This is a genomic window from Cellulomonas sp. NPDC058312, assembly GCF_042880135.1.
Classification (GTDB): domain Bacteria; phylum Actinomycetota; class Actinomycetes; order Actinomycetales; family Cellulomonadaceae; genus Cellulomonas.
This window is the reverse complement of record NZ_JBHVZE010000003.1, coordinates 458,910-483,864: the sequence shown is the minus strand read 5'-3', so window position 1 is coordinate 483,864 and position 24,955 is coordinate 458,910. Positions and strand designations below refer to the sequence as shown.

The following is a 24,955-nucleotide window of genomic DNA, read 5'->3' as shown; positions in this document are numbered from 1 at the left end:
TGGCGCGCGTCCGTGGTCTCGTGTCCATCGGACGGTGTCACACGGATCTGCGGGATCCGCCACTCAGGGGTGGGTGAAATCCTCCCGTGTGGTCGGGATCACGGGCCTGGGTAGGGGTCAGGACGCCAGTCGCGCCGCCCGCCGCGCGGCCTGCTGCGCCGGGTCCGGCACGGGTGCGGCCTCGAGCAGCCGCTGCGTGTACGCGTGGTCGGGGGACCGCAGCACGCGGCTGCGTTCGCCGACCTCGACGAGCCGGCCGCGGTGCATGACGGCGACGCGGTCGGCGAGCTCGTCCACGACGGCGAGGTCGTGGCTGATGAACAGGCAGGCGAACCGCAGGCGCTGCTGGATGGACCGGAACAGCTCGAGGACGGTGGCCTGGACGGAGACGTCGAGCGCGGACGTCGGCTCGTCGGCGATCAGCAGCTCGGGGTCGAGCGCGATCGCCCGGGCGATGGACACGCGCTGGCGCTGGCCGCCGGACAGCTCGTGCGGGTACCGCGAGGCCCACGCGCCGGGGAGCTCGACGCCGTCGAGCAGCGCGGTGACCCGGGTCCGCAGGGCGTCGCCCTTCAAGCCGGCGTGCACCCGCAGCGGCTCGGCGACGGACTCGCCGATCGTGTAGCGGGGGTTGAGGGAGGCGGTGGGGTTCTGGAACACCACGCCGACCCGGGTGCGGGCCGCCCGGACGGCGCGCGGGGTGTCCCGGCCGAGCCGGGTGCCGACGACCTCGACGCTGCCGGACGTGAGGGGCGCGAGGCCGAGGGCGCACCGGCCGAGGGTGGACTTGCCGGAGCCGGACTCGCCGACGAGGGCGACCATCTCGCCGGGCTGCACGCGCAGGGTCACGCCGTCGACGGCGCGCACGACGCGCCCGCGGCGGTTGCGGTACTCGACGACCAGGTCCTCGACGTTCAGCGCCGGGCGCTCGCGGACGTCGGCGGTGCTGGGTCGCTCGGGGGCGCCGACCCGGGGGACGGCGGCCAGCAGGGTGCGGGTGTACTCCGCGCGCGGGGTGGCGAACAGGTCGGTGACGGCCGCGGTCTCGACGACCTCGCCGTCGCGCATGACGACGACGCGGTCGGCGAGGTCGGCGACGACGCCCATGTCGTGGGTGATGAGCACGACCGCCGCCCCGGTGCGGGCGCGCAGCCGGCGCAGGACCTCGAGCACCTCCTGCTGGACGGTGACGTCGAGGGCGGTGGTCGGCTCGTCGGCGACCAGCACCTCGGGGTCGCACGCCAGGGCCATCGCGATCATCACGCGCTGCGCCTGCCCGCCGGACAGCTGGTGCGGGTAGAACCGCACGCGCTGCTCGGGGTCGGGCAGCTCGACGGTGCGCAGCAGCTCGACGGCGCGCTCGTCGGCGGCGCGGCGGGTCATGCCGGGCACGTGCCGGCGCAGGGTCTCGCGCAGCTGGGAGCCGATGGTGAACACCGGGTCGAGCGCGTTCGACGGGTCCTGGAAGATCATCGCGACGCGGCGGCCGCGGACGTCGGCGAGGGCGCGCCGGTCGAGGCCGACGAGCTCGGTCGCGTCGTGGCCCGGCCCGCTGAGCACGGCGCTGCCCGTCACGGTGGCGTTGCCGGGCAGCAGGCCGAGCAGCGCGAGCGACGACACGCTCTTGCCCGAGCCGGACTCGCCGACGACGGCCAGCACCTCGCCGGCCGCGAGGTCGAAGGACACCCCGCGCACGGCCTGCACGTCGGGGCTGCGGCCGCGGTCGACGCGGAAGGTGACGGTGAGGTCGCGCACGCGTAGGACGGGGGCGGGGGCCGGGGCGGTGTCCGTGGTCACTGGTCTCCTGTCGGGGCGTCCTGCGGGGGCAGCGAGTCGCGGTAGGCCTGCCACTCGGCGAGCATCTTGCGGTGGTGGCCCGCGAGCCACTCCATGTAGTTGCGGGCGTTGACGAGCCGGCGCCGCGGGCCCTCGTCCACGTCGGGCTGGGCGGCGAGGCCCTCGTCGATGACCCGCTGGAACCTCGGCAGGTACGAGCGCTCGCCCTCCAGCCAGCTGCCCCAGATGTCGTCCTCGACGCGGAAGTAGTGGTTCCGGTCGCCGGGGATCGCGTGCCGCTGGATGAAGCCGATCTCGACCAGCCGCCGGGTGGCCGTCGACACCGCGCCGGCGCTCGCGGTGAGCAGGCGGGCGATCTGCTGCGACGACAGGTACGGGCGGTCCACGATGATGAGCAGGCCGACGATCCGGCCCTCCATGCGCGGGCTGTTCACGCCCTCCCAGGTCAGCGCGAACTGCTCGACCCAGTGCAGGGTCCCGGCCGAGAGCTCGACCTCCTCGGGCCCGGGCTCGGCGGCGGAGGCGGGGCGGTCGGGCGTGGCGTCGCTGCTCATGCGCTCACCCTAGGGACGACGGGACGGGCGCACCGGCGTCCCGGCGACGTGTCATCCCGGTGCGGCGGCGGCGGAACTCGTCGATCGGCCACGAGGTCATCCCGTTGCGGACCGCCGCGATCGAGCCGTCGTCGGCGCGCTCGATCACGACGTCCTCGCCGGCGGAGCCGAAGCCCGGCTGCCGGGCGGTGCGCAGCAGGTCGCGGCCGGCGACGGTGAGCTCGTCGTACGCGGCGGTCGGGTCGGGCGCCGCGGGGTGCAGCATCAGCAGCCGGCCGCCGAGCTCCGCGATGTCGGTGACGCCCCACAGGGCGCCGAACCGGCCGGTGTACGCGGCGAGCGGCCGGGCGTCGGCGGGCAGCGGTGCGGGGTCGGCCGGGGGGTTCAGGGCGAGGTCGATCAGCTGGATCAGCCCGACGGCGAGGGCGTCGGCCGGCCCGTCGATGGCGTTGGTCAGGACGCTGACGACGAGCTTCTTCGCCGGGTCGATGTAGGTCCGCGTGATGTGGCCGGGGTAGCCGCCGGAGTGCCCGACGACCTCGCGGTCGCCGATGGTCCGCAGGTCGAGGCCGATGCCGTAGCGGCCGACCTCCTTGCCGTGCACGGTGACGACGGACTCCTGGCGGTGCAGCAGCCGCTTGCCGGCGTCGGACAGCAGGGTCTCGTCGCCGTGGAAGTGCGCGGCGCCGAACGTCGTCATGTCGCGGGCGGTGGAGAAGAACCCGGTCGCCGCGGCCAGCGCGCGGGTGTCGACGTGCTCGATGCGCTCGCGGGCGTCGGCGGCGTCGAGCAGGGCGGTGTGCCCGGCGGCGTACCGGTCGGCGCGGGCCGGGTCGTACTCGGCGCCGGTGTCGGCCATGCCGAGCGGGTCGAGCACGGCGGTGCGCAGGTGGTCGGCGTAGGGCTCGCCGGTGACGGCCTCGACGACGAGACCCAGCAGGCCGTAGCCGATGTTGGAGTACTTGAAGTGCTCGTTGGGCCCGTAGACCTCGCCGGCCCGGCCGACCTCGGCGAGCAGCTCCGCGCGGTCCGGGAACGGGCCGTCGAGCTGCCAGAAGTCGGCGTGCTCGCCGTCGCGGATCACCCCGGCCTGGTGGCCGAGCAGCTCGCGGACGGTGCGCCCGGCGAGCGCGGAGCCCGCGAGGTCCGGCACCAGGGCGCCGAGCGTGTCGTCGAGGCGCAGCCGGCCCGCCTCGACGAGCCGCATGACGGCGGTGGCGGTGAACGACTTGGAGTGCGAGGCGATCCGGAACAGGTGGTCGGCGCGCAGCGGCTCGCCGGTGGTCGCGTCGGCCAGGCCCCACACGTGGTCGAGGACGACGTCGTCCCCGGACCGGATCGCCACCTGGACGCCCACGGCCCGCCGGAACGCGCCCTGCTGGTCGACCCAGGAGGCGAGGTACGGCGCTGCGGCGCGGAGGGTGGCGGTGGTGCTGTCGGACATCGGGTGTGCCTCTCGGTCGGGGGTGGGTCCGCGCGGCGTCAGCCGCGGCCCTTCGGGTCGAGGACGTCGCGGAGCACGTCGCCCAGGGTGATCATCGCCAGCACGGTGACGGTGAGGAACAGGCTCGGGAACAGCAGCATGTGCGGGGACGTCTGGAAGTAGGTCTGCGCGCTGGACAGCTGCAGCCCCCAGGAGATCGACGGGGCCCGCAGCCCGAGGCCGAGGAACGTCAGGGTGGACTCCGAGACGATCACGCCGCCGACCATCGTGGTCGCCACCGCGAGCACGGGGCCGATGGAGTTCGGCAGCACGTACCGGGCGATGATCCGGCGGTCCCGCAGGCCCATCGCCTTCGCCGCCTCGACGTACGGGGCGTCGCGGACGGCGCGGACCGACCCGCGGACGAGGCGGGCCATCGTCGGCCAGGAGAACAGCGCGAGCACGAGCGCCACGGTCACCGCCGACCGGGTGCCGATCGACGTCAGCACGACCACCGCGCCGAGAAGGAACGGGAACCCGAGGAACACGTCGGTCAGCCGCGAGACCAGCCGGTCGGCGAGCCCGCCGTAGAACCCGGCGACCGTCCCGACCACGAGGGCCACGAGCAGCGCGAGCGCCGTGGCGAGCAGGCCGACGGTGAGCGACGCCCGGGTGCCGTAGACGACGTTGGCCCACACGTCGCAGCCCTGGACGTCGGTGCCGAAGACGTGGTCGCCGCCCGGGCGCAGGGCACTGTCGGCGAGGTCGCAGGCCCGCGGGTCGGGCCGGCCGAACCAGCCGGCGAACGCCGACGGGACCAGCGCGACCAGCGCCAGCACGGCGAGGACGGCGGCGCACACCCAGAACAGGGGTCGGCGGCGCAGGGTGCGCCAGACGCCGCGCGGGGCGGCCACGACGGTGTCACTCATGGCGGATCCTCGGGTCGAGCACGGACGACAGCAGGTCCACGACCAGGTTCGTCAGCAGGAAGATGATGATCAGCGCGGTGGAGACGCCGACGACGGTCGGGCCCTCGTGCGCGCGGATCGCCTGGAACAGCAGCTGGCCGACGCCGGGCAGGTTGAACACGCCCTCGACCACGACGGTCCCGCCGAGCAGGAACCCCAGGTCGATGGCGAGGAACGTCAGCACGGGGATCGCGGAGCTGCGCAGCACGTGCACGCCCACGACCCGCCGCTCGCGCAGCCCCTTGGCGCGCAGCGTCCGCACGAAGTCGGACTGCAGGGTGTCGACCACCGAGCCGCGCATCAGGCGGGTGACGGACGCCAGCCCGAACACGGCGATGACGGCGGCGGGCAGCAGGTAGGCCGTCGGCCAGCCCGCGCTCGTGCCGGCGACGGGGAACCAGCCGAGCCGGACGCCGAGCACCAGCTGCGCGGTCACCGCGACGACGAACACGGGGATGCTGGTCGCGAGGATCGTGCCCGCCAGCACCGCGCGGTCGGCGAACCGGCCTTGGCGGAGCCCGGCGACCAGGCCGAGGGCGACGCCGAGGACGACCTCGATGCCCCACGCGGTCAGCGCGAGGGTGATCGTGACCGGCCAGCGCGACTCCATCCGCGAGGCCACGGACTGGCCGCTGAAGTTCGTGCCGAGGTCGCCGGTGACCAGACCGCCGAGGTAGCGCAGGTACTGCTGGAGCACGGGTTCGTCGAGGTGGTAGCGCTCGCGGAGCTCGGCGACGACGTTGTCCGGCAGCGGCCGGTCGCCGCCGAGGGACCGGATCGGGTCCCCGGGCAGGGCGAACACCATCAGGTAGATGATCAGCGTGACGCCGAGGAACACGATCACCAGCTCGACGGCCCGGCGCAGGGCGTAGCGGCTCACGAAGTCGCCCCACGGCCCGCGGCGCGGTCGGCGAGCACCCGCGACATCGCCAGCGTCGCGCCGTACTGCACGCCGACCAGCTGCTCGACGGGCAGCACGGTCAGGCCGGTCAGCGAGTCGGCCTCGGCGGTCCAGCCGGCGTAGACCTCCCGGGCCCGCGCGGCGACCCGGTGCACCCGGGCGGTGGCGAGGCCGGCGTGCACCTCGGCGTCCAGCGCGCGCAGCAGCATCCCGCCCCAGCGCAGCCGGAACATCCGCACGACGTCCTCGTTGCTGAACACCTCGGCGGCCGTGGCCGGGCGGCGCAGCCCCGGGCGCTCGGCGCGCAGCACCTCGGACCGGCCCAGCTCGGCGGTCATCGGCACGAACGCCTCGCTGGCCCGCAGGAACGGGGAGCGGATGGTCAGGTCCGGGCGGGCCTCGTCGAGGAGGCCCACCAGCGTGCCGCCGAGCGCGATCATCGCCTCGCCCTTGGCGCGCACGACGTCGGCGTAGTCCGCGGACGTCGGCGTGGTGTCGTCGGCGAGCGGGTGCGACCAGTACGGCAGCTCCGCGACGAGCGACACGGTGCCGTGCCGGCTCGCGTACGCCGACGACGAGTCGCCGCCGACCATCGAGGCGGCGTCCATCCCGAGGGAGTCGAGGTAGTCGTACTCGTCGCGCGTGCTCGACATCAGGTAGACCGCGGGGGCGATCGACCGGATCGCCGGGGACTCGGCCTCGCCCACGTCCAGCGGCAGCCCGAGCGCCCGGGGCACGGCGTGCAGCGCGGGGACGGCGCCGGGCACGTCCTCGGACAGGTAGTAGTAGACGCCGCCCAGCTCGGCGTTGTGCAGGCTGACCATCAGCTCGGGCCGGATCTCGTCGATCACGCGCATCAGCGCCTGCGTCTCGGGGATGACGTCGTCGAACCAGGCGTCCCGGTAGGCGAACGGGAACGTCCACTCCGCCTGCTCGGCGGGCGCGGGCCGGTAGAACGCGCGGGAGTACGCGGTGCGGTCCGCCGGGTCGGCGAACCAGCCCTCGTTCAGCCGGGTGCCGTCCGGGTCGATGCACGGGATCAGGTGCCAGGTCGCGTCCGAGGCTGCCAGCAGGTCCGGGTCCCCGACGAGCTCCGACGCCAGGTGCTGCAGGGTGCGGAACCCGATCGGCTCGTTGGGGTGCACGCCCGCGAACAGCAGGTGCGGCCGGGGGCCGGAGCCGATCGTGACCATCGGGATCGGCTCGCCCAGGCGGGACGTGCCGATCCTGCGCTCGCGGACCAGGCCGGGGTGGTCCGCGGCCAGCGCGCCGAACCAGGCGAGCAGCGCGTCGACGCCGGGGAAACCGGCGACCGGGGGGACCCGGCGGGCCCGCTCGAGGACGTCCTCGAGCGAGCCCGCCGGCCCGGCGTGCGCCGTGGTGCGCCGGCTCATGCGCCCTCGGCGAGGACGACGGCGGTGTACGTCGGGTTGCCGACCGCCGAGGTGGGCAGCTCCGCGACCCGGTCCGAGACGACGTAGGAGTAGGTCTCGAAGAACAGCGGCGGGGCCGGGAAGTCCGCGATGATCCGCTCCTGCACCGCGCCGTAGGCCTCGGCGGCCGCGTCGGCGTCCGTCTCGGCGTCCGCGGCGGCGATCAGCGACGCGACCTCGGGCTCGTAGTACGGGATGCAGTTCGGGCAGCCGCCGCCGTCGACGTAGAACGCCCGCAGGGTGTTCTGCTGGCTCGGGTAGAGGGCGCCCCAGCGGGAGAAGAACGGACCGCTGATCGAGCCGGCGGTGCGCTTCTCGGCGAACTCCGCCCAGTCGGTGCTCGGCGTGGCGACCGCGTCGACGCCGAGGTTCTGGCGCAGCTGGTTCGCGATGGCCGTGTACAGCTCGTCCATGCCGGAGCCGCCGGGGTAGAAGATGTCGATCGTGCCGTCGAACCCGCCGGCCTCGTCGAGCAGGGCCTTCGCGGCGTCCGGGTCGAACGCGCACAGCTCGCCGCAGATGCCGACGGGGGTGCCCGGCTCGACGGCGGGGGTCAGCGCGGTGGCCGGGGTGAACAGGCCGCCGTAGATGACGTCGTTGATGGTCTCGCGGTCGATCGCCATCGAGATGGCCTGGCGGACGCGGACGTCGGAGTAGCGGGCGTCCCACAGCGGCAGGCCGAGGTAGGAGATGCCGGCGGCCTCGAACGAGTACAGCCGGTCGCCGAAGTCCGCGGCGGCCTGGGTCTGCCGGGCGACGGGGACGCCCGCGACGTCCACGTTGCCGGCCTGGACGTCGGTGTAGGCGGTGGTGGTGTCCGTGTAAGGCACGAAGGTGATCGAGTCGACCGTCGGCTCGGGGCCCTGGTAGTCCTCGTACGCCGTGACCGTGAGCTCCTCGTTCTCGGCGTAGTCGCCCTGGACCTCGAACGGGCCGTTGCCGACCGGGTGCGTGTTGTAGGCGTCGAAGTCGTCGTAGGCGGACTCGGGCATCGGGTAGAACGCCGTCTGCGCCTGGGACAGCTGCATCGGGAACTGCCCGTCGGGGCCGGTCAGGGTCACGGTGAACGTCGTGTCGTCGACGACCTGCAGGCCGGACATCTCGGTGGTGGTGGGCTCGCCCTCGGTCGGGTTGAGGTCCGCGTAGCCGACGATGTTCGCGAGCTGGCCGGTGTTCTCGAACGCGTTCGGGCCGTAGGCCACCGCGTTCCAGGCGTCGACGTAGGACTGCGCGGTCACGGGCGTCCCGTCGTGGAACGTCCAGCCGTCCTTGAGCACGATCGTCCAGGTGGTCGCGTCGTCGGACTCGACGGACTCGGCGGCGACGTAGGACAGGGCGCCCTCGTCGTCGGCCCAGGTCAGGGAGGACCAGACGGACATCGCGAAGTCGAACGCGATGTCCTGGCGGCCGGGGATCAGCTTGACGGGGTCGGTCACGGCGACGCGGATGCCGCCGCCGGAGTCGGCGGACGCGCCGCCGTCGGAGCTGTCGCCGTCGCCGCCGCTGCACGCGGTGAGCGCGAGGGCGAGCACGGCTGCGCCGGCGGCCAGCCGGATCCGGGACGTTCTCATGGGTCCTCCACAGGGGTCGGCGGCGCGGGGGTGCCGCCCGGGTCGTCAGGGGGAGTGGGGTGGGGCTGGGTGCCGGGGCGGTGGAGAGCGGGGACCGGCGTCGGGGTGGGACGCGTCGCCCGCGGTGCCCGGCGGCGTGCTCGGCGGGCCGGCTGCGGTGCCGCCCAGTCAGCCCTGGCCGCGGTGGCGGCGTCAATAGCCGGACTGCTGAAAGTTCAGTAGGAAATGAAGCTTTTACGTCCGTGACACACCAGGGACCTGCCGCGGCGGGGGCCCGCGGTGGTTCGATGGCCGGGTGATCCACACAGGCGACTACGTGCTGACCGACGAGGCGCGGGTGCGCGCGATCGTGCGGGACCACGGGTGGGCGACGCTGGTCTCCACGACCGACGACGGCCCCGTCGTGTCCCACGTCCCCGTGCTGCCCGCGCAGGACGTCGCCCTGCCCGGCGGCCCCGGCGCGCCCGACCCGGCACCGGCCCCCCGGCCCCGCCGCGACGCCCACGGCCTGCCCGACCGGTTCACCGTCCCCGCCGCCCCGCTGCACGTCCTGAGCCACCTCGGCCGGCCCGACGAGCTGCTGCACCAGGTCGACGGCACCCGCGAGCACCTGCTCGTCGTCGAGGGCCCGTACGGCTACGTGTCGCCCGGCTGGTACGGCTACGCCCCCGCGGTCCCGACGTGGAACTACGTGGCCGTGCACCTCTACGGCACCCTCGAGCTGCTCGACCCCGAGGACTCCTACGCCGTGATGGCCGCCACCGTCGACCGGTACGAGGCCCCCATGCCCGACCCGGTCCGGATGCCCGACGTCGAGGGGTACGCCCGCCGGATCGCCCCTGGCGCCGTCGGGATCCGGCTGCGGGTCACCCGCTACCAGGCCAAGGCCAAGCTCAGCCAGGACAAGCCCCGCGAGGTCGCGGAGCGCGTCACCACGGCCCTGCGCACCGACCCCCACTACGCGCACCCGGCGCTCGCCGACGCCATGCGCGCCGAGCTCGACCGCCGCGCCGACTGACCGTCGCGCACCACCACCGCCCCGACCGAGAGAGACCCCCGTGACCGCACCGCTCGTGCTCACCCGCGCCCGCCTGCTCGGCGCCCCGCGCACCGTCGACGTCCTGCTGCGCGACGGCCGCGTGCAGGCGGTCGGCCCGGACCTCGCGGCGACGGTCGGCGCGGGCGTCGAGCAGGTCGACGTCGACGGGCGCACGGTCCTGCCCGGGCTCTGGGACGCGCACACCCACATGACGCAGTGGGCGCTGGCCCGGCAGCGGCTCGACGTGTCCGCCGCGACGTCCGCCGCGCACGCCGTGCGGATCGTGCTCGACCGGCTGGCGGCCCGCCCGCTGACGCCCGGCACCGCGCTGGTCGGCTACGGGTTCCGCGACGGCCTGTGGCCGGACGAGCCGACCGCCGCCGTGCTCGACGCGGCGGTCGGCGAGACGCCCGTGGTCCTCGTGTCCGGCGACCTGCACTGCGCCTGGTTCAGCACCGCGGGCCTGCGGTACGCGGGCGTCGCCGGCCACCCGACCGGGCTGCTGCGCGAGGCCGAGTGGCTGCCGCTGACCAGCGTCGTCGACCACGTCACCGACGAGGTCGCCGACGCGTGGGTCGACGAGGCCGCGCGGGCCGCGGCAGCCCGCGGCGTGGTCGGCGTCGTCGAGCTCGAGATCACCGAGAACCTCGGCCCCTGGCGCCGCCGGATCGCCGCGGGCTCGGACGCCCTGCGGGTCCGGGCGGGCGTGTGGGAGCCGTACCTCGACGGCGTGCTCGCCCAGGAGCTGCGCACCGGCGACGTCGTCGTCGGCACCGGGGGTCTGCTCGAGCAGGGCCCGCTCAAGGTGGTCACCGACGGCTCGCTGAACACCCGGACCGCGTACTGCCACGACCCGTACCCCGGGCTGAGCGGGCCGGAGGCGCACGGCATCCTGTCGGTCCCCACCGAGCACCTGGTGCCGCTGATGGCGCACGCCCACCGCCACGGCCTGACCTGCGCGATCCACGCCATCGGCGACCACGCCAACACCCTCGCGCTCGACGCGTTCGAGGCGAGCGGCGCCCGCGGCTCGATCGAGCACGCCCAGCTGCTCACCGACGCCGACGTCGCCCGGTTCGCCGCGCTCGACGTGGTCGCGTCCGTGCAGCCCGAGCACGCGATGGACGACCGCGACGTCGCCGACCACCACTGGGCCGGCCGCACCGACCGCGCGTTCGCCCTCGCCTCGCTCGCCGCCGCGGGGGTCCGGCTCGCGATGGGCTCGGACGCGCCGGTCGCGCCGCTCGACCCCTGGCAGGCCGTGGCGGCGGCGGTGGACCGCGCCCGCGACGGCCGCGAGCCGTGGCACCCCGAGCAGCGGCTCGACCTGCTGACCGCGCTGCGGTCCTCCACGGACGGGCAGCCGCTGACCCTGGCGGTCGGCGCCCCCGCGGACCTCGTGCTGCTCGACGCGGACCCGCTGCACGCGCCGGTGCTCCGGGACATGCCCGTCGCGGGCACGCTGCTCGCGGGCCGCTGGACCCACCGGACCTTCTGACCCCCGCGCGGGCCGCCCCGGCGCGGTGTCAGGCGAGCGCGAGGACCTCGGCCGTCGTCACCACGCGCGCGAACCCGCCGCCGTGCAGGTTCGTGGCCGTCGCGCGGGCCAGGTCCTCGGCCCGCAGGACCGTGCCGTCGGGGCCAGCGAGGTCGAACGTGTGGGTCGCGTCCAGCGGCAGCACCACGTCGTACCCGAGGTTGCCCGCCATCCGCGCCGTGGTCTCCACGCACATGTTGGTCTGGATCCCGCACAGGACGAGCTGCCGGATCCCGGCGGCCGTCAGCCACGCGTGCAGGTCGGGCGTGCCGTAGAACGCCGAGTTCACCTGCTTGTCGACCAGCAGCGCCGGCCGGGCGTCTGCGACCACCGGCTTCAACGCGTGCCCCGGCGCGTCCGCGAGCAGCGGGGCCGAGGACACCGACGTGTGCTGCACGACGACCACCGGGCGGCCCGAGGCCTGCCACGCGTCCAGCAGCAGGCCGATGTGCTGCTCGGCGTCGGGGTTGTCCCGCCGACCCCAGAACGAGGCGTCGTCGAAGCCCTGCTGCACGTCGATCACGACGAGGGCGGTGTCCGGGGTGAGGTCCATGCGGCCATCGTCCCGGGGCGCCGGCCCGTCGACCAGGGGCGCGACCGCCGTCCGCCGTCGAGATCCCGTCGACCTCCGCGCGCGCGTGACCCGTCCGGGGGACCCGCACCCGGCTGCGTCGACCGTTCGGGTGGTGCCCGGCGGTCGTCCGGGGTGGTACCACCCAACGGTCCCTGGTGCCGCCGGGTACCGGGTCGTAACGTCGTCGACCATATGAGTCCTGACCTGCGCGTTCTCGCCCCGCACGGCTTCGCCGCCCGCACCGCGCTCGGGTTCCACCCCCGTGACGGCCGCCCCGTCGCCTGCTGGGTGGTGCACCCGACGTCCGGCGACGCCGGCGCCCTCGCGCGGCTGGACCGGTTCACGTCCGCCCTCGGGCTGGGTCCGCACACGGGAGACCGGCTGACCGAGGTGGACGACTACCGCGCCTCGCTGACCGCCGCCGGCGGCTGGGCGACGCTCTGGGTCGGCGACGAGACCGAGCTGGTCGCCGAGCACGACGACGACTGGCTCGACGCGCTGCTCGACCGCGGGTGGGCGATGGTCGTCGTGGGCTACGCCACCGAGCTGGCGGGCGCCGACAACGCCGGGGTGATGGCGTACCTGACCAGCGGGCGCGATGCGTCCGTCGGGGTCGTCCGCGCGGCCTGAGCCCGGCGCCCGGGACCCGGCACCGAGCAGGCCCCGGCGGTCGGTAGGCTGGGCCCGCACCTGACCACACCCCCCGCCGCGAACCAGGGAGCCCACCCGTGGGACGAGTCGTCGTCGATGTGATGCCCAAGCCCGAGATCCTCGACCCGCAGGGCAAGGCCGTCGCCGGCGCCCTGCCGCGGCTCGGGTTCGGCCAGTTCACCTCCGTCCGGCAGGGCAAGCGGTTCGAGCTGGAGGTCGACGGCCCCGTCACCCCCGAGGTGCTCGCCGCCGCGGCCGAGGCCGCCACCCAGGTGCTGTCCAACCCGGTGATCGAGGACGTCGTCCGGGTCGCGGACTCCGAGGCCGACGCGGCCGCCACGATCGCCTCCGGGGGTCTGGCCTGATGACCCGGATCGGCGTCGTCACCTTCCCGGGCACCCTGGACGACCGCGACGCCGCCCGCGCCGTGCGGCTCGCCGGTGCCGAGCCCGTCGCCCTCTGGCACGCCGACGCCGACCTGCGCGGCGTCGACGCGGTGGTGCTGCCCGGTGGGTTCTCCTACGGCGACTACCTGCGGGCCGGGGCGATCAGCCGGTTCGCGCCCGTCATGGGCGAGGTCGTCGAGGCCGCAGGCAAGGGCATGCCCGTGCTGGGCATCTGCAACGGGTTCCAGGTCCTCACCGAGGCGCACCTGCTGCCCGGCTCGATGATCAAGAACGACCACCTGCACTTCGTCTGCCGGGAGCAGGTGCTCACGGTCGAGCAGACCGGCACCGCCTGGACCGGCGAGTACCAGCAGGGGGAGCGCATCACGATCCCGCTGAAGAACCAGGACGGCCAGTACGTCGCCGACGAGTCGACGCTGGACGAGCTGGAGGGCGAGGGGCGCGTGGTGTTCCGCTACACCGACGGCAACCCCAACGGGTCCCGCCGGGACATCGCGGGCATCAGCAACGCCCGCGGCAACGTCGTCGGCCTGATGCCGCACCCCGAGCACGCGGTCGAGGCGGGCTTCGGTCCGGACGGCGCCCGCGGCCCGCGCTCGGGCACGGACGGGCTGCGGTTCTTCACCTCGGTGATGCGCGCGCTCGTCTCCTGACACGGGGGACCGGGATGTGGACAGGCCGTGGTCGGGGGCACCGGGCGCGGGGTACCGTTCCCGCGTGTTCCTGACCCGGGTGTGTTGTCGCTGAGCTGACGACCCCGCGCGCCCGCGGCCGCCACGGCCCTCGCTGCGCACCCCGCCTCACCCGTCGAGGACACCCCGTCATGTCTCAGGCTCAGCCCGTGCTGGACCGCGCGCTCGCGGTCGCCACCCGTCACCTGCCCGCCCCGGCCCGCCGCCACCGCGCCGCCCTGCGGCCGCTGCCGCCGGCCCTGCCCGACGAGACCCCGACGCTGCCGGCGCCGGCACCCACGCCGGTCGCCGCCACGCCCGTCCCGCCCGCCGGGCCGGAGCCCACGATCCACGTCCTGGCCCCGGACTACGGCGTGCGGACCGTCGAGTCCCGGCCGGGCTCCGATTCCGCGATCGCCCTGGCCGGCGTGCACGCCGACGTCGTCCGGCTCGAGTTCTCCGTCGCGGTGCCGTCCGTCGGGGCGCTGTCCCGGGTGGCCGCGCTGGTCGACGACGCCGTCGCCGCGTCCGGCCGCGACCGCGCGGACGTGCGGGTGCTGCTCGACCTCGAGGTCGTCGTGGCCGCCGACGAGCTCACGGCCCGCCGGAAGCGGTCGCAGCTGGAGTACCTGGACGCGCTCGCCGGGCTGGGCTGGTCGCCCGCCGCGACCCGGGTGGTGACGACCGGCGACCGCCTGGTCGCCGAGGTCCGCGAGCTGGCCCGGCGCGCGGGTGTCGACGGGGTGGTCCTGCACCCGCTGTCCGGCGGCCCGGCCGCGGCCGCGGACCTCCGTTCCCTGGTGGCCTGACCCGGGCGGCAACCCCAGGGCCGCCCCGGCTGGGTGGAGTGATCCTGCTCGGCACGCCGAGCGTGTCGGTCAGGACCACTCCACCGGAGGCCGGCTCGGGGGGCCCGGTCAGGTCAGGTGGTCGAGGGCCCGGGCGAGGTCGTCGCGGAGGTCGGCGGGGTCCTCGAGACCGACGGACAGGCGGACCGTGGACTCCGCGATGCCCACCGCCGCGCGGCCCGCCGGGCCGAGCTTGCGGTGCGTGGTGGTCGCGGGGTGCGTGACCATCGACTTCGCGTCGCCGAGGTTGTTCGAGATGTCGATGACCCGCAGCGCGTCGAGGACGCCGAACGTCGTCTTCTTCGCCACGTCCGGCGTCGCGCCCTCGGGAACCCGCAGGTCGAACGTGACGACCGTGCCGCCGCCGTCCTGCTGGGCGAGCGCCAGGGCGTGCTGCGGGTGCGACGGCAGGTACGGGTAGCGGACCTGCGCGACCGCCGGGTGCTGCTCGAGCCAGCCGGCCAGCGTCAGCGCGGAGGCGGTCTGGTGCCGGACGCGCAGGGACAGCGTCTCCAGGCCCTTGAGCAGCACCCACGCGTTGAAGGCGCTCATCGACGGGCCGGTGTTGCGGATCAGGGTCTGCACCGGGCCGTGCACGAACGCGTCGGTGCCGAGGATCGCCCCGCCGAGCACCCGCCCCTGGCCGTCGATGTGCTTGGTCGCGGAGTACACGACGACGTCCGCGCCGAACCGCAGCGGCTTCGACAGCACCGGGGTGGCGAACACGTTGTCGACGACGACCACCGCGCCCGCCGCGTGCGCGAGCCGGCTGACCGTGGCGATGTCGACGAGGTCCTGCATCGGGTTCGACGGGGTCTCGAAGAACACGACGTCCGCGGGCGTCGACAGCGCCGCCTCCCACTGCTCCGGGACGTGGCCGTCGACGTAGTCGGTGCGCACGCCCCAGCCCGCGAGGATCTCGTCGAAGATGACGACCGAGGACCCGAACAGGGCGCGCGCCGCGACGACGCGCGACCCGGACCGGACGAGCGCGGCCAGCGCCGTGAACACCGCCGACATGCCGGACGCGGTCGCGTAGCAGGCCTCGGATCCCTCGAGCAGCCGCAGCCGCTCCTCGAACGTCGACACCGTCGGGTTGCCGTACCGGGAGTAGAGGAACCGGTCGGCCTCGCCGGCGAACGCGGCCTCGGCGTCGGCGGCGCGGTCGTAGACGTAGCCCTGGGTGAGGAACAGGGCCTCGGAGGTCTCCTGGAACGCCGTGCGGACCTGCCCGCCGCGCACGGCGAGGGTGTCGGGGCGCAGGGTGTCGCGGGGGAGCCGCGGGTCCTGCCAGTCGCCGGGGCCGGGAGCGGGGGCGGGGCCGGGGGTGGGCGCGGTCACGCGGACCGCCACGGCAGGCCGGCGGCGCGCCAGCCCCAGTGGCCCCGCTGCCCGTCGGGGCCGACGTCGCCCTCGAACCCGCTGAGCACGTTGTACGCCGGACCGAGGCCCGCCGCGGTGGCGGTGGTCGCGGCGGCGACGGACCGCACGCCGGACCGGCACAAGAACACCACCGGGCGCGGCTCGTCGGCGGTGATCCCGGCGGCGGCGAGCTCGTCGAGGAACGTCGGGTTGGGGCGGCCGAACGCGTCGGTCCACTGGACGAACGCGGTCCGGTCCTGCGCGTCGAGGTCCGCGGTGTCCGGGACGCCGATGCCCTGCCACTCGCCCTCGGTGCGGACGTCGACCAGGACGGCGCGCTCGTCGGACGCGAGCAGGTCCCAGGCCTCCTGCGGGGTGAGGTCGCCGGCGTAGCCGGGCCCGTCCCCGTGTCCGTGCTGCGCGCTCACAGCGGGCGCACCGTGCTGGTCGCGGCGGCGGGCAGCACCACGGCCTGCGCGACGATGACGCGCTCGCCGTCGTGGGTCGCGGCGGGGCCGCCGTGCAGCTCGTAGCCCTCGGCGAGGGCCGCGCTCACCCGCTCGCAGAACGAGCGGTCGTCGGGTCCCGTCAGCAGCCGGTAGCGCAGGCGGTCGTCGGTGTCGGTCATGCGTCTCCTCCATCGGACCTGGCGGAAGCACCCTCGGCCGGCCCCGTGCACGGGGCACAGGACCGCGGGTTGCTGCGGCGTCGACGAGCCAGATCTCTCGGCCGCTCTGGATGGTGCGGCGATGCTACGCCATGCCGCCGCGGGGGTGCTTCACCCGGGTCGGAGGGTGGACACGTGTTGACATGCCGGGGCGGGCGCTCCCTATCCTCGGGGCAGGTCATGAGTGCCAGCACTGAGCCCCGGCTTGCTGGCCGGCAACCCTCCCTCCGCGGCGGGGTGCCCCGGGTGACGACCTGGCCGTCCACCGTTCGGTGGCCGGCAAGCGCGGGGTGACCCGGCCGTACCCGGGCCCCCACCGATTCCTCTCGGGGGTAGTCCCATGTCCGTCGCCACCACCGCCACCTGTGCCACGACCGAGGCGCCCGACCGCGCCCTCCTGCCCGTCGTCGGCGCCGACACCCGCGTGCCGCTCGTCGACGGCCGGTCCGTCGCGTACGCGAACCTCGACTACGCGGCGTCCGCGCCCGCGCTCGAGGCCGTCGCGGCGCGGGTCGTCGAGGTGCTGCCGCTGTACGCGTCGGTGCACCGCGGCGCCGGGTACCTGTCGCAGGTGTCCACCGCGCTGTACGAGTCGTCCCGGGCGACCGTCGCCCGGTTCGTCGGCGCGCGCCCCGACGACGTCGCCGTCATCACCCGCAACACCACCGACGCGCTGAACCTGCTGGCCGGCTGCGTGCCGGACGGCGGCCGGGTGCTGGTGCTGGACGTCGAGCACCACGCGAACCTGCTGCCCTGGGTCAGCGCGTTCCGGGACACGGGTCGCACGGCGACCATCCTGCCCGCGGCGCCGACCGTGGCCGCGACGCTGGTCGCGCTGCGCGACGAGCTCGCGCGCCGCCCGTACGCCCTGGTCACGCTCACGGGCGCGTCCAACGTGACCGGGGAGGCGCTGCCGCTGACGTCGGTCGTGGCGCTCGCGCAGGAGGCGGGGGCGCGCGTGGCCGTCGACGGCGCGCAGCTGCTCCCGCACCGGGCGTTCTCGCTCGCGGAGTCGGGCGTGGACTACGTCGCGTTCTCCGGGCACAAGACGTACGCGCCGTTCGGGGCGGGCGCGCTCGTGGGTCGCCGCGACTGGCTGGACGCGGGGACGCCGTACCTGGCCGGCGGCGGCGCGGTGCGCGACGTGCGCACCGACCGGACGCTGTGGCAGCCGGCGCCGGCGCGGCACGAGGGCGGCTCGCCGAACGTGCTCGGCGCCGTCGCGCTGGCCCAGGCCTGCGACACCCTGCAGGCCCTGCCGGCCGGTGCGCTCGCGGCCCACGAGGAGGCGCTGCGCGACCGGCTCGTCACCGGGCTCGCCACGGTGCCCGGCGCCCGGGTGCTGCGCCTGTGGTCGGACTCGACCGACCCGGTGGGCGTCGTGTCGTTCACGGTCGGCGACCACGACTCCGGGCTCGTCGCCGCCTACCTGTCCGCCGAGCACGGCATCGGGGTGCGCGACGGCCGGTTCTGCGCGCACCCGCTGCTGGCCCGGGTCGGCGTGGACGGCGGGGCGCTGCGCGCCTCGGTGGGCGTCGGCAGCACGGCGGAGACGGTCGACCGGCTGGTCGCGGGGCTGCTCGCGTTCGTGGCCGACGGGCCGCGCGCCCGGTACGAGGTCGTCGACGGCTGCTGGACCGTCGCCGGCGACACCCGGCCGCGCCCGGCGGTCTCCGGGATCGACGCGATCGCCGCCACCGCCGCCGCGGCGTGCGGTCCCGCCGTCGAGGACTGACGTGCTGCCCCGGACCGGTCCGAGCAGGGGACGGTCCGGTCCGGGGCCCGCAGGCGGTCAGTCGGCGGGGACGGTGCGCGGCCCGGCCCAGGCGCGCAGGCGCGCGACGGGCTCGGCCATCACGCGGGACAGCGGGCGGGTGCCGCGCGCCTCGGCGAGCACGTCCGCCGCACCCGGCGGGCGTCCGCCCTCGTGCGCGGTGTAGGTCGCGGCGACGACGGCCTGCTCGATCTCCGCACCCGAGAACCCGTCGGTGGCCAGCACCAGGTCGGGCAGCAGGGCGGGGTCGAGCGGCACCCCGCGGCGGGCGGCGTGGATCCCCAGGATCTCGGCGCGCACGTCCGGGCCGGGGAGGTCGACGAAGAAGATCTCGTCGAACCGGCCCTTGCGGATCAGCTCCGGCGGCAGGGCGGTGATGTCGTTCGCGGTCGCGACGACGAACACCGTCGCGTGCGGCTCGGCGAGCCAGGTCAGCAGCGTCCCGAGCTGCCGGCGGCCCGGACCGGCGTCGTCGCCGCCGGCGGGCACGGCCTTCTCGATCTCGTCGATCCACAGCACGCACGGGGCCATCGCCTCGGCGGTCGCCAGCGCCTCCCGCAGCCGCCGCTCGGACTCGCCGACGTACTTGTCGTGCGTCGCCGCGAGATCGAGCCGCAGCAGCGGCACACCGAACAGGTGGGCGGAGGCCTTGGCGACGACGCTCTTGCCGCAGCCCTGCACGCCGAGCATCAGGACGCCGCGCGGGGGGTCGAGGTGCGGCGCGCTGCCGTCGAACGCCGGCGCCCGACGGGCCAGCCACTGCCGGAGCCGGGCCATGCCCGCGACCTGGTCCGGGGGGACGGTGTCGAGCTCGTAGGCGAGCACCCCGTCGCGGGCGAGCAGCGCGTGCTTCGCGCGCGTCACCGCGGGCACGTCGGCCGGCAGCAGGGCGCCGTCGTCGAAGACCGCGCCCCGCGCCAGCCGCTCCGCGTCGCCGTGCGACACCCCGGCGAGGTTCGCCACCAGCAGCTCGACCGCGCGGGCGTCGACGCGTGCCGGCTGCCCGGTGGTGCGCGCCCAGTCGGCGACGACGTGGTCGACGATCGAGCGCCGCTCCGTCGCGTCGGGGAACGCCACCGGGAACCGCGCGGCCAGGTGCTCGAGGTCGTCCGGGAGCGGCACCTCGCGGCCGACCAGCACCAGCGTCCGGCGCACGGGCGCGAGGCACAGGTCCTTGAGGAGGCGGACGGTCACGGGGTCGCCGAGGAACGGGTGCAGGTCGAGCAGGACGTAGACGCCCGGCAGGCCGCCCTCGAGCAGCCCGCGCAGCATCTCGGTGGGGTCCGCGGCGAACCGCTGGGCGGTGCCGAGGTCGACGTCGCGGCGGCGCATCCCCTCGGTGACCTTCCACGTGAACACCGGCACGCCCGCGGCGGTCATCGCGTGGACCGGGCGGGCCGCGAGCACGAGGTCCACCGCGCGGGCCTCGTCGGTGGTCTCGACGACGACGAGCGGCACCCCGCCGCGCAGCAGGGTGGCGAGGTCGTGCCCCGATCCGGTCGCCGTCACGGCGGCAACCTACCGCCCGGGGCGGGGTGCGCGGGGCGGTGCTCGTGCACGTCAGCCGGACGGCGCAGCACCGGCGGTCAGCGCACCGTCACGCCCAGGTGGTCGGCGAACGCGCCGGCGAGCTCCAGCAGCTGCTGCTCGCTGATGGTCGCGCCCTGGAGCCCGGCGGTGCCGTCGACCGCCGCCAGGTCGGCCCCGCGCAGGTCGACCTGCCGCAGCTGCGCGCGCGTCACGTCGAGCCGGCCGACCCGGCAGTCCTCGAACGTCACCCGCAGCGCCCTGACCCCGGCGAGGTCCAGGTCCCCGAGCGTGCACCGGACGAACCGGAGGTCCTGGACCCGGGAGTCGCGCAGGTTGAGGTAGTCGATCTTCCCGCCCTCGACGGTCACCCGGTCCCACGTGCTGCCGTACGCCTCGACCGCGCCGAACCGGCAGTCCCGCAGGGTCACGTCGCGCCACGAGCCGGTACGCGCCCGGAAGCTCCCCGCGCGGCAGTCCGCGACCACCGTCTCGACGACGTGCGCGTGGTCGAGCAGGGCGCCCTCCAGGTCGCACCCGCGCAGCACGCACTCGACGAACCGGGCGCTCTCCGCATCCGCCCCGGCCAGGTCCAGGCCCGCCAGGAGCGCGCGGTCGTAGTCCCCCTCGGGCTCGAGCGGTCCGGCGAACGGGGCGAGGGCGTCCTCGGGGGGAGTGGTCACCGGCACAGCCTGCCACCGGGCACCGACGCGTCCGGTCGCCGGGTGGTGCGGGTGCACGGTCGCCGCCGGGATCCGCCCTGGGGACGACGGCCGTCCGGCCGGTTCGTCGACCTACGGTGGCGGTGGACGGCCGGTGCGGCAGCGAGGAGGGCGAGGGTGGACCTGTGGTCGGGCGAGTGGGTCGCGGCGTTCTTCCTGTCGCCCGCGGTGACGGGCGTGGCCGCGGTGGTGGCCGCGACGATCGGGCTGCGGGTGGCGCGGGTGCGGGCCCGGGTCGACCGGGACCTGGCGGCCGAGCAGCACCGCCGGGACGCGCGTGCCGCGGAGCTCGTGCGGGCGGCCGCGGTCGAGGACCGGGACCGCGCGCAGTGGTGGGTGGCGTTCACCTGGGCGACGGAACGCCTGGGCCGTGGGCCGGGCTCGAGGGCGACCGACCGTCTCGCGTCGCACCGCGTCCTCTACGCACTCGCGGGCGCCACCGACGACCCTGTGCGCTCTGCCCTGGTCGCGCTAGCCTGGACCCCAGATGCTACTGATGAGGAGCATGTCGATGACGAATGAGAAGCCACTGCCGGCCACGGGACCGGCCGGCTGCCGGTGCGCGAGCAGGGAGCAGGACGACTTCGCGGGGATGCCCGCGCGCCTCGCGCCCGGCGGCGACCTGTACGAGCAGGCCGTCCGCCGCCAGCAGGCCCGCCGGGACCGCGAGGCGGAGATCACCCGCCTGGTGTTCGAGCCGCTGCCCCCGCCCCCGGTGTACGGCCTGCGCAGGCTGTGGCTCGCGTGGCGGGAGCGGCGGGAGCGGGGGCGCGCGCGAGGCTGACGGGCACCCCCGCGGGTCTCACCCCAGCGGTCGGACCTCCGCGCGCAGGTGCAGCCGCCCGCGCCGGGCGTCCCAGGCCGTGACCGTCCACCCGCCGGCCGTGCGCGCCACCGCCACCGCGGGCGACCCGGGGAGCAGCACGGGCGACGCGAACTCGACGTCCCACGCGTACGCCTCCCCGCGCCGGGCGCCGACGTCGGCCAGCGCCCGTGCGGCGGTGTACATCCCGTGGGCGATCGCCCGCGGGAACCCCAGCGCCCGCGCGGTGAGCGGTGACAGGTGGATGGGGTTGGCGTCCCCGGAGACGGCCGCGTACCGACGGCCGGTCGCGGCGTCGAGCGCCCACCGCCCGGTCGGCTCCGGGGGTGCGAAGTCCGGGTGGCCGGCGTCGTCGGGGGCGGCACCCGCGACGCGCGCCCCGGGCGCCAGGTAGGTGGACACCCCGCGCCAGGCGGGCGGGTCGGTCGGGGCGGAGCCGGCGACGCGGACCTCGGTGACCAGGTCCACCTGGGCGCCCTTGCGGTGCGGGCGCAGGTGCTCGGCCCAGGCGCGGACGTCCAGCGTGTCGGTGAGCCGCAGCGCCCGCCGCTGCTCGACCCGGTTGGCGAGGTGCACCATGCCGAGCGCGGGCAGCGGGAAGTCCGGGCGGACGATCAGCGCCGTCGCGACGGGGAACGCGAGCACGTGCACGTACCCGGCGGGCAGGACGTCGCCGCCGGGCTCGCCGACGAGGTGCTGGTACGCGGTGAGGCGGCCGGCGTCGGGCCGGACGCCGTCGAGCCGGTGCAGCACCGCGGGCAGCGTCGGCGCGTGCCGGCCGCCCTCGCCCGCGCCGCCCCCGCAGACCCCGCCGCCCGCGCCGCGCCCGCCGAGCGCGCGCCGGACCGGCCCGGCGACGGCGGCCCGGCCGGCGGCCAGACCGGCCCGCGCGTACAGCCCGCCGAGCCCCGGCGCGGCGTCGAGGACGACCTCGCGCCGCGCGCCCGGCCCCGCGGCGACGGCGGTCACCGGCCCACCATGTTCTGCCCGCACACCCGCAGCACCTGCCCGACGACCCCACCGGCCTGCGGCGAGGCGAGGAACGCGACGGCCTCGGCCACGTCGACGGGCAGGCCGCCCTGCTGGAGCGACGACAGCCGCCGGGCGACCTGCCGGGTGAGCGCGGGCATCCGGGCGGTCATGTCGGTCTCGATGAACCCCGGCGCGACGGCGTTGGCGGTGCCGCCGAACGCGGTGAGCAGCGGCGCGGTCGCCCGGACCATCCCGATCACCCCGCCCTTGGACGCCGCGTAGTTCGCCTGGCCGCGGTTGCCGGCGATGCCGGACGTGGAGGCCAGCGAGACGATCCGGGGCGCGTCGGTGAAGTCCCCGGAGGTCAGCAGCGCCTCGTTGATCCGCAGCTGGGCGGCGATGTTCACCGCGATCACGGACTCCCAGCGGTCGGGGGTCATGTTGGCGAGCAGCTTGTCGCGCGTGATCCCGGCGTTGTGCACGACCACGTCGAGGCGCCCGTGCCGGCCGAGCGCGTGCTCGAGGATGCGCGCGCCGGCGTCGTCGGCGGTGACGTCGAGCTGCAGCGCCGTGCCGCGCACCCGGTTGGCGACCGCGGCCAGCGCCTCCCCGGCGGCGGGGACGTCCACGGCGACGACCGTCGCGCCGTCGCGGGCGAGGGTCGTCGCGATGGCCTCCCCGATGCCGCGGGCCGCACCGGTCACCACGGCGACGCGGCCGGCGAGGGGCTGCTCCCAGTCGGCGGGCAGCGACCCGGCCGCGGAGTCCACGGCGAGCAGCTGGCCGTCGACGTACGCGGAGCGCGCGGACAGCAGGAACCGCAGGGCGCCGAGCACGGCGGGCGCGGTGACGGGCACGTCGTCGTGGACGACCACGCCGTTGGCGGTCGCGCCGGCGCGGAGCTCCTTGGCGACGGACCGCAGCGCCCCGTCGACGCCCTGCCGGGCGGCGGCGAGCGCGGGCGCCTGGTCGTCGGTGGCGGGGCGGGACACGCTGACCACCCGTCCTCCGGGGGCGAGGGTCTTGAGCGTGGGTGCGAGCTCGAGCAGCGGGCCGGCGAGCTGGTCGGGGTGCTGGACCTCGGTCAGCGCGAGGACGACGGCGGCGAACCGGGTGCCCTCGGTCGCGTGCCGGCGCACGTCCAGGTCCCAGCCCTTGTGGTCGGGCGAGGTGCCGGCCAGGAACTGCGCGAGCGTGTCGGCGTCCGCGCCGGTGCCGAGCACCAGCACGGGGCCGTCGACCAGGGGCCGCCCGGGGCGGTGCCGACGCAGGCGCGCGGGACGGGGCAGGCCGAGCTGCTTCGCGATGGTCTGGGTGACCCCGCTGTTCACGAGGTCCAGGTAGCGGTCGCTCACAGCGCCTCCAGGACGGCGGCGACGCCGAGGCCCCCGGCGGCGCAGACGGACACGAGGGCGCGGACCGGGCGGTCCTCGCCCGCGGCGAGCAGCTCTGCGCGGCGGCGGTGCAGCTGCTTCGCGATGGTCGGGATGATCCGCCCGCCGGTCGCGGCGAACGGGTGCCCGGCGGCCAGCGAGGAGCCGTGCACGTTCAGGCGGTCGCGGTCGACGGTGCCGAGGGCGTCGTCGAGGCCGAGCCGGGACAGGCAGAACTCCTTGTCCTCCCACGCGGCGAGCGTGGTCAGCACGGTCGACGCGAACGCCTCGTGGATCTCCACGTAGTCGAGGTCGGCGAGGGTCAGCCCCTGCCGGGCGAGCAGCCGCGGCACCGCGTGCACGGGGGCCATGAGCAGCCCGTCCTCGCCGTGCACGAAGTCGACGGCCGCGGTCTCGGCGTCGACGACCGCGGCGAGGGGCGTCAGCCCGCGCTCGCGGGCCCAGTCCTCGGAGGCGAGCAGCACCGCGGAGGCGCCGTCGGTCAGCGGGGTCGAGTTGCCGGCGGTCATCGTCGCGGGGGTGTCGAGCCGGGTGCCGAACGCCGGCTTGAGCTTCCCGAGCTTCTCCAGGGACGTGTCGGCGCGCAGGTTCTGGTCCCGGACCAGCCCGCGGTACGGCGTGACCAGGTCGTCGAAGAACCCGGCGTCGTACGCCGCGGCGAGGCGCTGGTGGCTGGCGAGCGCGATCTCGTCCTGCGCCTGCCGGGTGATCCCCCACTGCGCGGTGGTGAGGGCCTGGTGCTCGCCCATCGACAGCCCGGTCCGCGGCTCGTCGGTGCGCGGCGTCGCGGGCTTGAGGTCCTGCGGGCGCAGCGCGGCGGCGGCCTTGAGCCGCTGCGGGACGGTCTTCGCGCGGGCGAGCGTCAGCAGCGTGCGGCGCAGGCCCTCGCTGACGGCGATCGGCACGTCGGACGCGGAGTCGACGCCGCCGGCGACGCCGGACTCCACCTGGCCGAGCCGGATCTTGTTGCTGATCGCGACGACGGCCTCGAGCCCGGTCGCGCACGCCTGCTGCAGGTCGTACGCGGGGGTGCGGGCGGACAGCGGCGAGCCGAGGACGGCCTCGCGGGTGAGGTTGAAGTCGCGGCTGTGCTTGAGCACGGCGCCCGCGACGACCTCGCCCAGCACCTCGTCCTGCAGGCCGTACCGGGCGACCAGCCCGTCGAGCGCGGCGGTGAGCATGTCGAGGTTGCTCGACCGTGCGTACGCGCCGCCGGCCCGGGCGAACGGGATCCGGTTGCCGCCGACGACCACGGCACGTCGGGTGCCGGGCGTCGGATCGGGCGTGCTGGGGGTCGGTGCCATGGGGGTCCTCCCGCATCGTCGTCGATGGTCTGGGTG

At 75.7% G+C, this 24,955-nt stretch carries 24 protein-coding genes, 1 pseudogene and 2 riboswitches; of the genes and pseudogenes, 9 read left to right on the top strand and 16 right to left on the bottom strand.

The annotated features are described in order from the left end of the window. Window positions 1-117: 117 nt before the first annotated feature. Genes ACFVXN_RS11205 through ACFVXN_RS11175 form a run of 7 tightly spaced genes read right to left on the bottom strand, consistent with a single transcriptional unit; the run spans window position 118 to window position 8,647 of the window. On the bottom strand, window positions 118-1,797 hold the full coding sequence (locus tag ACFVXN_RS11205) for a dipeptide ABC transporter ATP-binding protein (RefSeq protein WP_389231820.1): 1,680 nt from the start codon (window positions 1,795-1,797) through the stop codon (window positions 118-120). Then, on the bottom strand, window positions 1,794-2,351 hold the full coding sequence (locus ACFVXN_RS11200; RefSeq protein ID WP_389231817.1) for a GbsR/MarR family transcriptional regulator: 558 nt from the start codon (window positions 2,349-2,351) through the stop codon (window positions 1,794-1,796). Before ACFVXN_RS11200 ends, ACFVXN_RS11205 begins: the two co-directional genes overlap by 4 nt. A gap of 4 nt (window positions 2,352-2,355) precedes the next feature. Continuing rightward, entirely contained in the window at window positions 2,356-3,795 is a 1,440-nt protein-coding gene (locus tag ACFVXN_RS11195) for a serine hydrolase domain-containing protein (protein WP_389231814.1), read from the bottom strand. A 38-nt stretch (window positions 3,796-3,833) separates the two neighbouring features. Next, window positions 3,834-4,703, bottom strand: a complete 870-nt coding sequence (locus tag ACFVXN_RS11190) for an ABC transporter permease (protein ID WP_389231811.1) — start codon at window positions 4,701-4,703, stop codon at window positions 3,834-3,836. Next, window positions 4,696-5,622: an ABC transporter permease gene (locus ACFVXN_RS11185; protein WP_389231809.1), complete on the bottom strand. Its 927-nt coding sequence runs from the start codon at window positions 5,620-5,622 to the stop codon at window positions 4,696-4,698. Before ACFVXN_RS11185 ends, ACFVXN_RS11190 begins: the two co-directional genes overlap by 8 nt. After that, a complete protein-coding gene (locus ACFVXN_RS11180; protein WP_389231807.1) occupies window positions 5,619-7,037 on the bottom strand; it encodes a M14 family zinc carboxypeptidase in 1,419 nt (472 codons plus the stop codon). Before ACFVXN_RS11180 ends, ACFVXN_RS11185 begins: the two co-directional genes overlap by 4 nt. Beyond that, complete coding sequence (locus ACFVXN_RS11175; RefSeq protein ID WP_389231805.1) at window positions 7,034-8,647, bottom strand: ABC transporter substrate-binding protein; 1,614 nt, start codon at window positions 8,645-8,647, stop codon at window positions 7,034-7,036. The genes ACFVXN_RS11180 and ACFVXN_RS11175 overlap by 4 nt, the downstream gene beginning before the upstream one ends. Before the next feature lie 295 nt (window positions 8,648-8,942). Between ACFVXN_RS11175 and ACFVXN_RS11170 the strand changes: the two genes are divergently transcribed. Beyond that, window positions 8,943-9,665 (top strand): FMN-binding negative transcriptional regulator, encoded by a 723-nt coding sequence (locus tag ACFVXN_RS11170; RefSeq protein ID WP_389231802.1) that lies wholly within the window; start codon window positions 8,943-8,945, stop codon window positions 9,663-9,665. 40 nt (window positions 9,666-9,705) lie between these two features. After that, entirely contained in the window at window positions 9,706-11,184 is a 1,479-nt protein-coding gene (locus tag ACFVXN_RS11165; RefSeq protein ID WP_389231799.1) for an amidohydrolase, read from the top strand. A gap of 28 nt (window positions 11,185-11,212) precedes the next feature. Here ACFVXN_RS11165 and ACFVXN_RS11160 read toward each other — a convergent pair whose 3' ends face one another. Further along, the gene (locus ACFVXN_RS11160) at window positions 11,213-11,776 is read right to left on the bottom strand and encodes a cysteine hydrolase family protein (protein ID WP_389231796.1); all 564 of its coding nucleotides are present in this window, start codon (window positions 11,774-11,776) and stop codon (window positions 11,213-11,215) included. A 213-nt stretch (window positions 11,777-11,989) separates the two neighbouring features. Between ACFVXN_RS11160 and ACFVXN_RS11155 the strand changes: the two genes are divergently transcribed. The 4 genes from ACFVXN_RS11155 (at window position 11,990) to ACFVXN_RS11140 (ending at window position 14,335) form a co-directional block, all read left to right on the top strand. Next, window positions 11,990-12,427, top strand: coding sequence for a hypothetical protein (locus tag ACFVXN_RS11155; protein WP_389231793.1), 438 nt, complete (start codon window positions 11,990-11,992; stop codon window positions 12,425-12,427). Between the two features lie 98 nt (window positions 12,428-12,525). Beyond that, entirely contained in the window at window positions 12,526-12,813 is a 288-nt protein-coding gene (gene purS, locus ACFVXN_RS11150; RefSeq protein WP_389231790.1) for a phosphoribosylformylglycinamidine synthase subunit PurS, read from the top strand. Continuing rightward, entirely contained in the window at window positions 12,813-13,508 is a 696-nt protein-coding gene (purQ, locus tag ACFVXN_RS11145; protein ID WP_389231787.1) for a phosphoribosylformylglycinamidine synthase subunit PurQ, read from the top strand. Before purS ends, purQ begins: the two co-directional genes overlap by 1 nt. Before the next feature lie 170 nt (window positions 13,509-13,678). Beyond that, on the top strand, window positions 13,679-14,335 hold the full coding sequence (locus ACFVXN_RS11140) for a hypothetical protein (RefSeq protein ID WP_389231784.1): 657 nt from the start codon (window positions 13,679-13,681) through the stop codon (window positions 14,333-14,335). Window positions 14,336-14,443: 108 nt separating this feature from the next. Here ACFVXN_RS11140 and ACFVXN_RS11135 read toward each other — a convergent pair whose 3' ends face one another. The 3 genes and pseudogenes from ACFVXN_RS11135 to ACFVXN_RS11125 form a co-directional block, all read right to left on the bottom strand. Then, window positions 14,444-15,715 carry an O-succinylhomoserine sulfhydrylase gene (locus ACFVXN_RS11135; RefSeq protein WP_389231781.1) on the bottom strand — a complete coding sequence of 424 codons (1,272 nt, stop codon included), beginning with the start codon at window positions 15,713-15,715 and terminating at the stop codon, window positions 14,444-14,446. Beyond that, window positions 15,712-16,164 carry a rhodanese-like domain-containing protein gene (locus ACFVXN_RS11130; protein WP_389231778.1) on the bottom strand — a complete coding sequence of 151 codons (453 nt, stop codon included), beginning with the start codon at window positions 16,162-16,164 and terminating at the stop codon, window positions 15,712-15,714. Before ACFVXN_RS11130 ends, ACFVXN_RS11135 begins: the two co-directional genes overlap by 4 nt. Window positions 16,165-16,178: 14 nt before the next feature. Next, a pseudogene (locus tag ACFVXN_RS11125) lies at window positions 16,179-16,364 on the bottom strand (DUF1737 domain-containing protein); the annotation flags it as partial. 6 nt (window positions 16,365-16,370) lie between these two features. Then, window positions 16,371-16,481: riboswitch (SAM riboswitch) on the bottom strand. A 98-nt stretch (window positions 16,482-16,579) separates the two neighbouring features. After that, window positions 16,580-16,695, top strand: a riboswitch (SAM riboswitch). 48 nt (window positions 16,696-16,743) lie between these two features. Here ACFVXN_RS11125 and ACFVXN_RS11120 point away from each other — a divergent pair. Further along, window positions 16,744-18,138, top strand: a complete 1,395-nt coding sequence (locus tag ACFVXN_RS11120; RefSeq protein ID WP_389231776.1) for an aminotransferase class V-fold PLP-dependent enzyme — start codon at window positions 16,744-16,746, stop codon at window positions 18,136-18,138. A 57-nt stretch (window positions 18,139-18,195) separates the two neighbouring features. Here the strand turns inward: ACFVXN_RS11120 and ACFVXN_RS11115 are convergent, their stop codons facing one another. Continuing rightward, window positions 18,196-19,686 (bottom strand): AAA family ATPase, encoded by a 1,491-nt coding sequence (locus ACFVXN_RS11115; RefSeq protein ID WP_389231773.1) that lies wholly within the window; start codon window positions 19,684-19,686, stop codon window positions 18,196-18,198. A gap of 77 nt (window positions 19,687-19,763) precedes the next feature. Further along, complete coding sequence (locus ACFVXN_RS11110; RefSeq protein ID WP_389231770.1) at window positions 19,764-20,387, bottom strand: pentapeptide repeat-containing protein; 624 nt, start codon at window positions 20,385-20,387, stop codon at window positions 19,764-19,766. Between the two features lie 156 nt (window positions 20,388-20,543). On the opposite strand from ACFVXN_RS11110, the gene ACFVXN_RS11105 reads away from it, so the two are divergent. Then, window positions 20,544-20,948, top strand: coding sequence for a hypothetical protein (locus ACFVXN_RS11105; protein WP_389231767.1), 405 nt, complete (start codon window positions 20,544-20,546; stop codon window positions 20,946-20,948). Next, window positions 20,938-21,210, top strand: coding sequence for a hypothetical protein (locus ACFVXN_RS11100; protein ID WP_389231764.1), 273 nt, complete (start codon window positions 20,938-20,940; stop codon window positions 21,208-21,210). The genes ACFVXN_RS11105 and ACFVXN_RS11100 overlap by 11 nt, the downstream gene beginning before the upstream one ends. Window positions 21,211-21,228: 18 nt before the next feature. On the opposite strand, the gene ACFVXN_RS11095 is transcribed toward ACFVXN_RS11100, so the two are convergent. Genes ACFVXN_RS11095 through ACFVXN_RS11085 form a run of 3 tightly spaced genes read right to left on the bottom strand, consistent with a single transcriptional unit; the run spans window position 21,229 to window position 24,919 of the window. Beyond that, window positions 21,229-22,218, bottom strand: coding sequence for a MaoC family dehydratase (locus ACFVXN_RS11095; protein ID WP_389231761.1), 990 nt, complete (start codon window positions 22,216-22,218; stop codon window positions 21,229-21,231). Continuing rightward, window positions 22,215-23,576: a 3-oxoacyl-ACP reductase gene (locus ACFVXN_RS11090; RefSeq protein ID WP_389231758.1), complete on the bottom strand. Its 1,362-nt coding sequence runs from the start codon at window positions 23,574-23,576 to the stop codon at window positions 22,215-22,217. Before ACFVXN_RS11090 ends, ACFVXN_RS11095 begins: the two co-directional genes overlap by 4 nt. Next, complete coding sequence (locus ACFVXN_RS11085; protein WP_389231755.1) at window positions 23,573-24,919, bottom strand: acetyl-CoA C-acetyltransferase; 1,347 nt, start codon at window positions 24,917-24,919, stop codon at window positions 23,573-23,575. Before ACFVXN_RS11085 ends, ACFVXN_RS11090 begins: the two co-directional genes overlap by 4 nt. Window positions 24,920-24,955: the final 36 nt, after the last annotated feature.

Bases quoted from the DNA above. Each gene is read 5' to 3' on its own strand.
- ACFVXN_RS11200 (WP_389231817.1), bottom strand. From the start codon at position 2,351: ATGAGCAGCGACGCCACGCCCGACCGCCCCGCCTCCGCCGCCGAGCCC.
- ACFVXN_RS11195 (WP_389231814.1), bottom strand. From the start codon at position 3,795: ATGTCCGACAGCACCACCGCCACCCTCCGCGCCGCAGCGCCGTACCTC.
- ACFVXN_RS11190 (WP_389231811.1), bottom strand. From the start codon at position 4,703: ATGAGTGACACCGTCGTGGCCGCCCCGCGCGGCGTCTGGCGCACCCTG.
- ACFVXN_RS11180 (WP_389231807.1), bottom strand. From the start codon at position 7,037: ATGAGCCGGCGCACCACGGCGCACGCCGGGCCGGCGGGCTCGCTCGAG.
- ACFVXN_RS11175 (WP_389231805.1), bottom strand. From the start codon at position 8,647: ATGAGAACGTCCCGGATCCGGCTGGCCGCCGGCGCAGCCGTGCTCGCC.
- ACFVXN_RS11160 (WP_389231796.1), bottom strand. From the start codon at position 11,776: ATGGACCTCACCCCGGACACCGCCCTCGTCGTGATCGACGTGCAGCAG.
- ACFVXN_RS11155 (WP_389231793.1), top strand. From the start codon at position 11,990: ATGAGTCCTGACCTGCGCGTTCTCGCCCCGCACGGCTTCGCCGCCCGC.
- purQ (WP_389231787.1), top strand. From the start codon at position 12,813: ATGACCCGGATCGGCGTCGTCACCTTCCCGGGCACCCTGGACGACCGC.
- ACFVXN_RS11140 (WP_389231784.1), top strand. From the start codon at position 13,679: ATGTCTCAGGCTCAGCCCGTGCTGGACCGCGCGCTCGCGGTCGCCACC.
- ACFVXN_RS11120 (WP_389231776.1), top strand. From the start codon at position 16,744: ATGTCCGTCGCCACCACCGCCACCTGTGCCACGACCGAGGCGCCCGAC.
- ACFVXN_RS11100 (WP_389231764.1), top strand. From the start codon at position 20,938: ATGACGAATGAGAAGCCACTGCCGGCCACGGGACCGGCCGGCTGCCGG.
- ACFVXN_RS11085 (WP_389231755.1), bottom strand. From the start codon at position 24,919: ATGGCACCGACCCCCAGCACGCCCGATCCGACGCCCGGCACCCGACGT.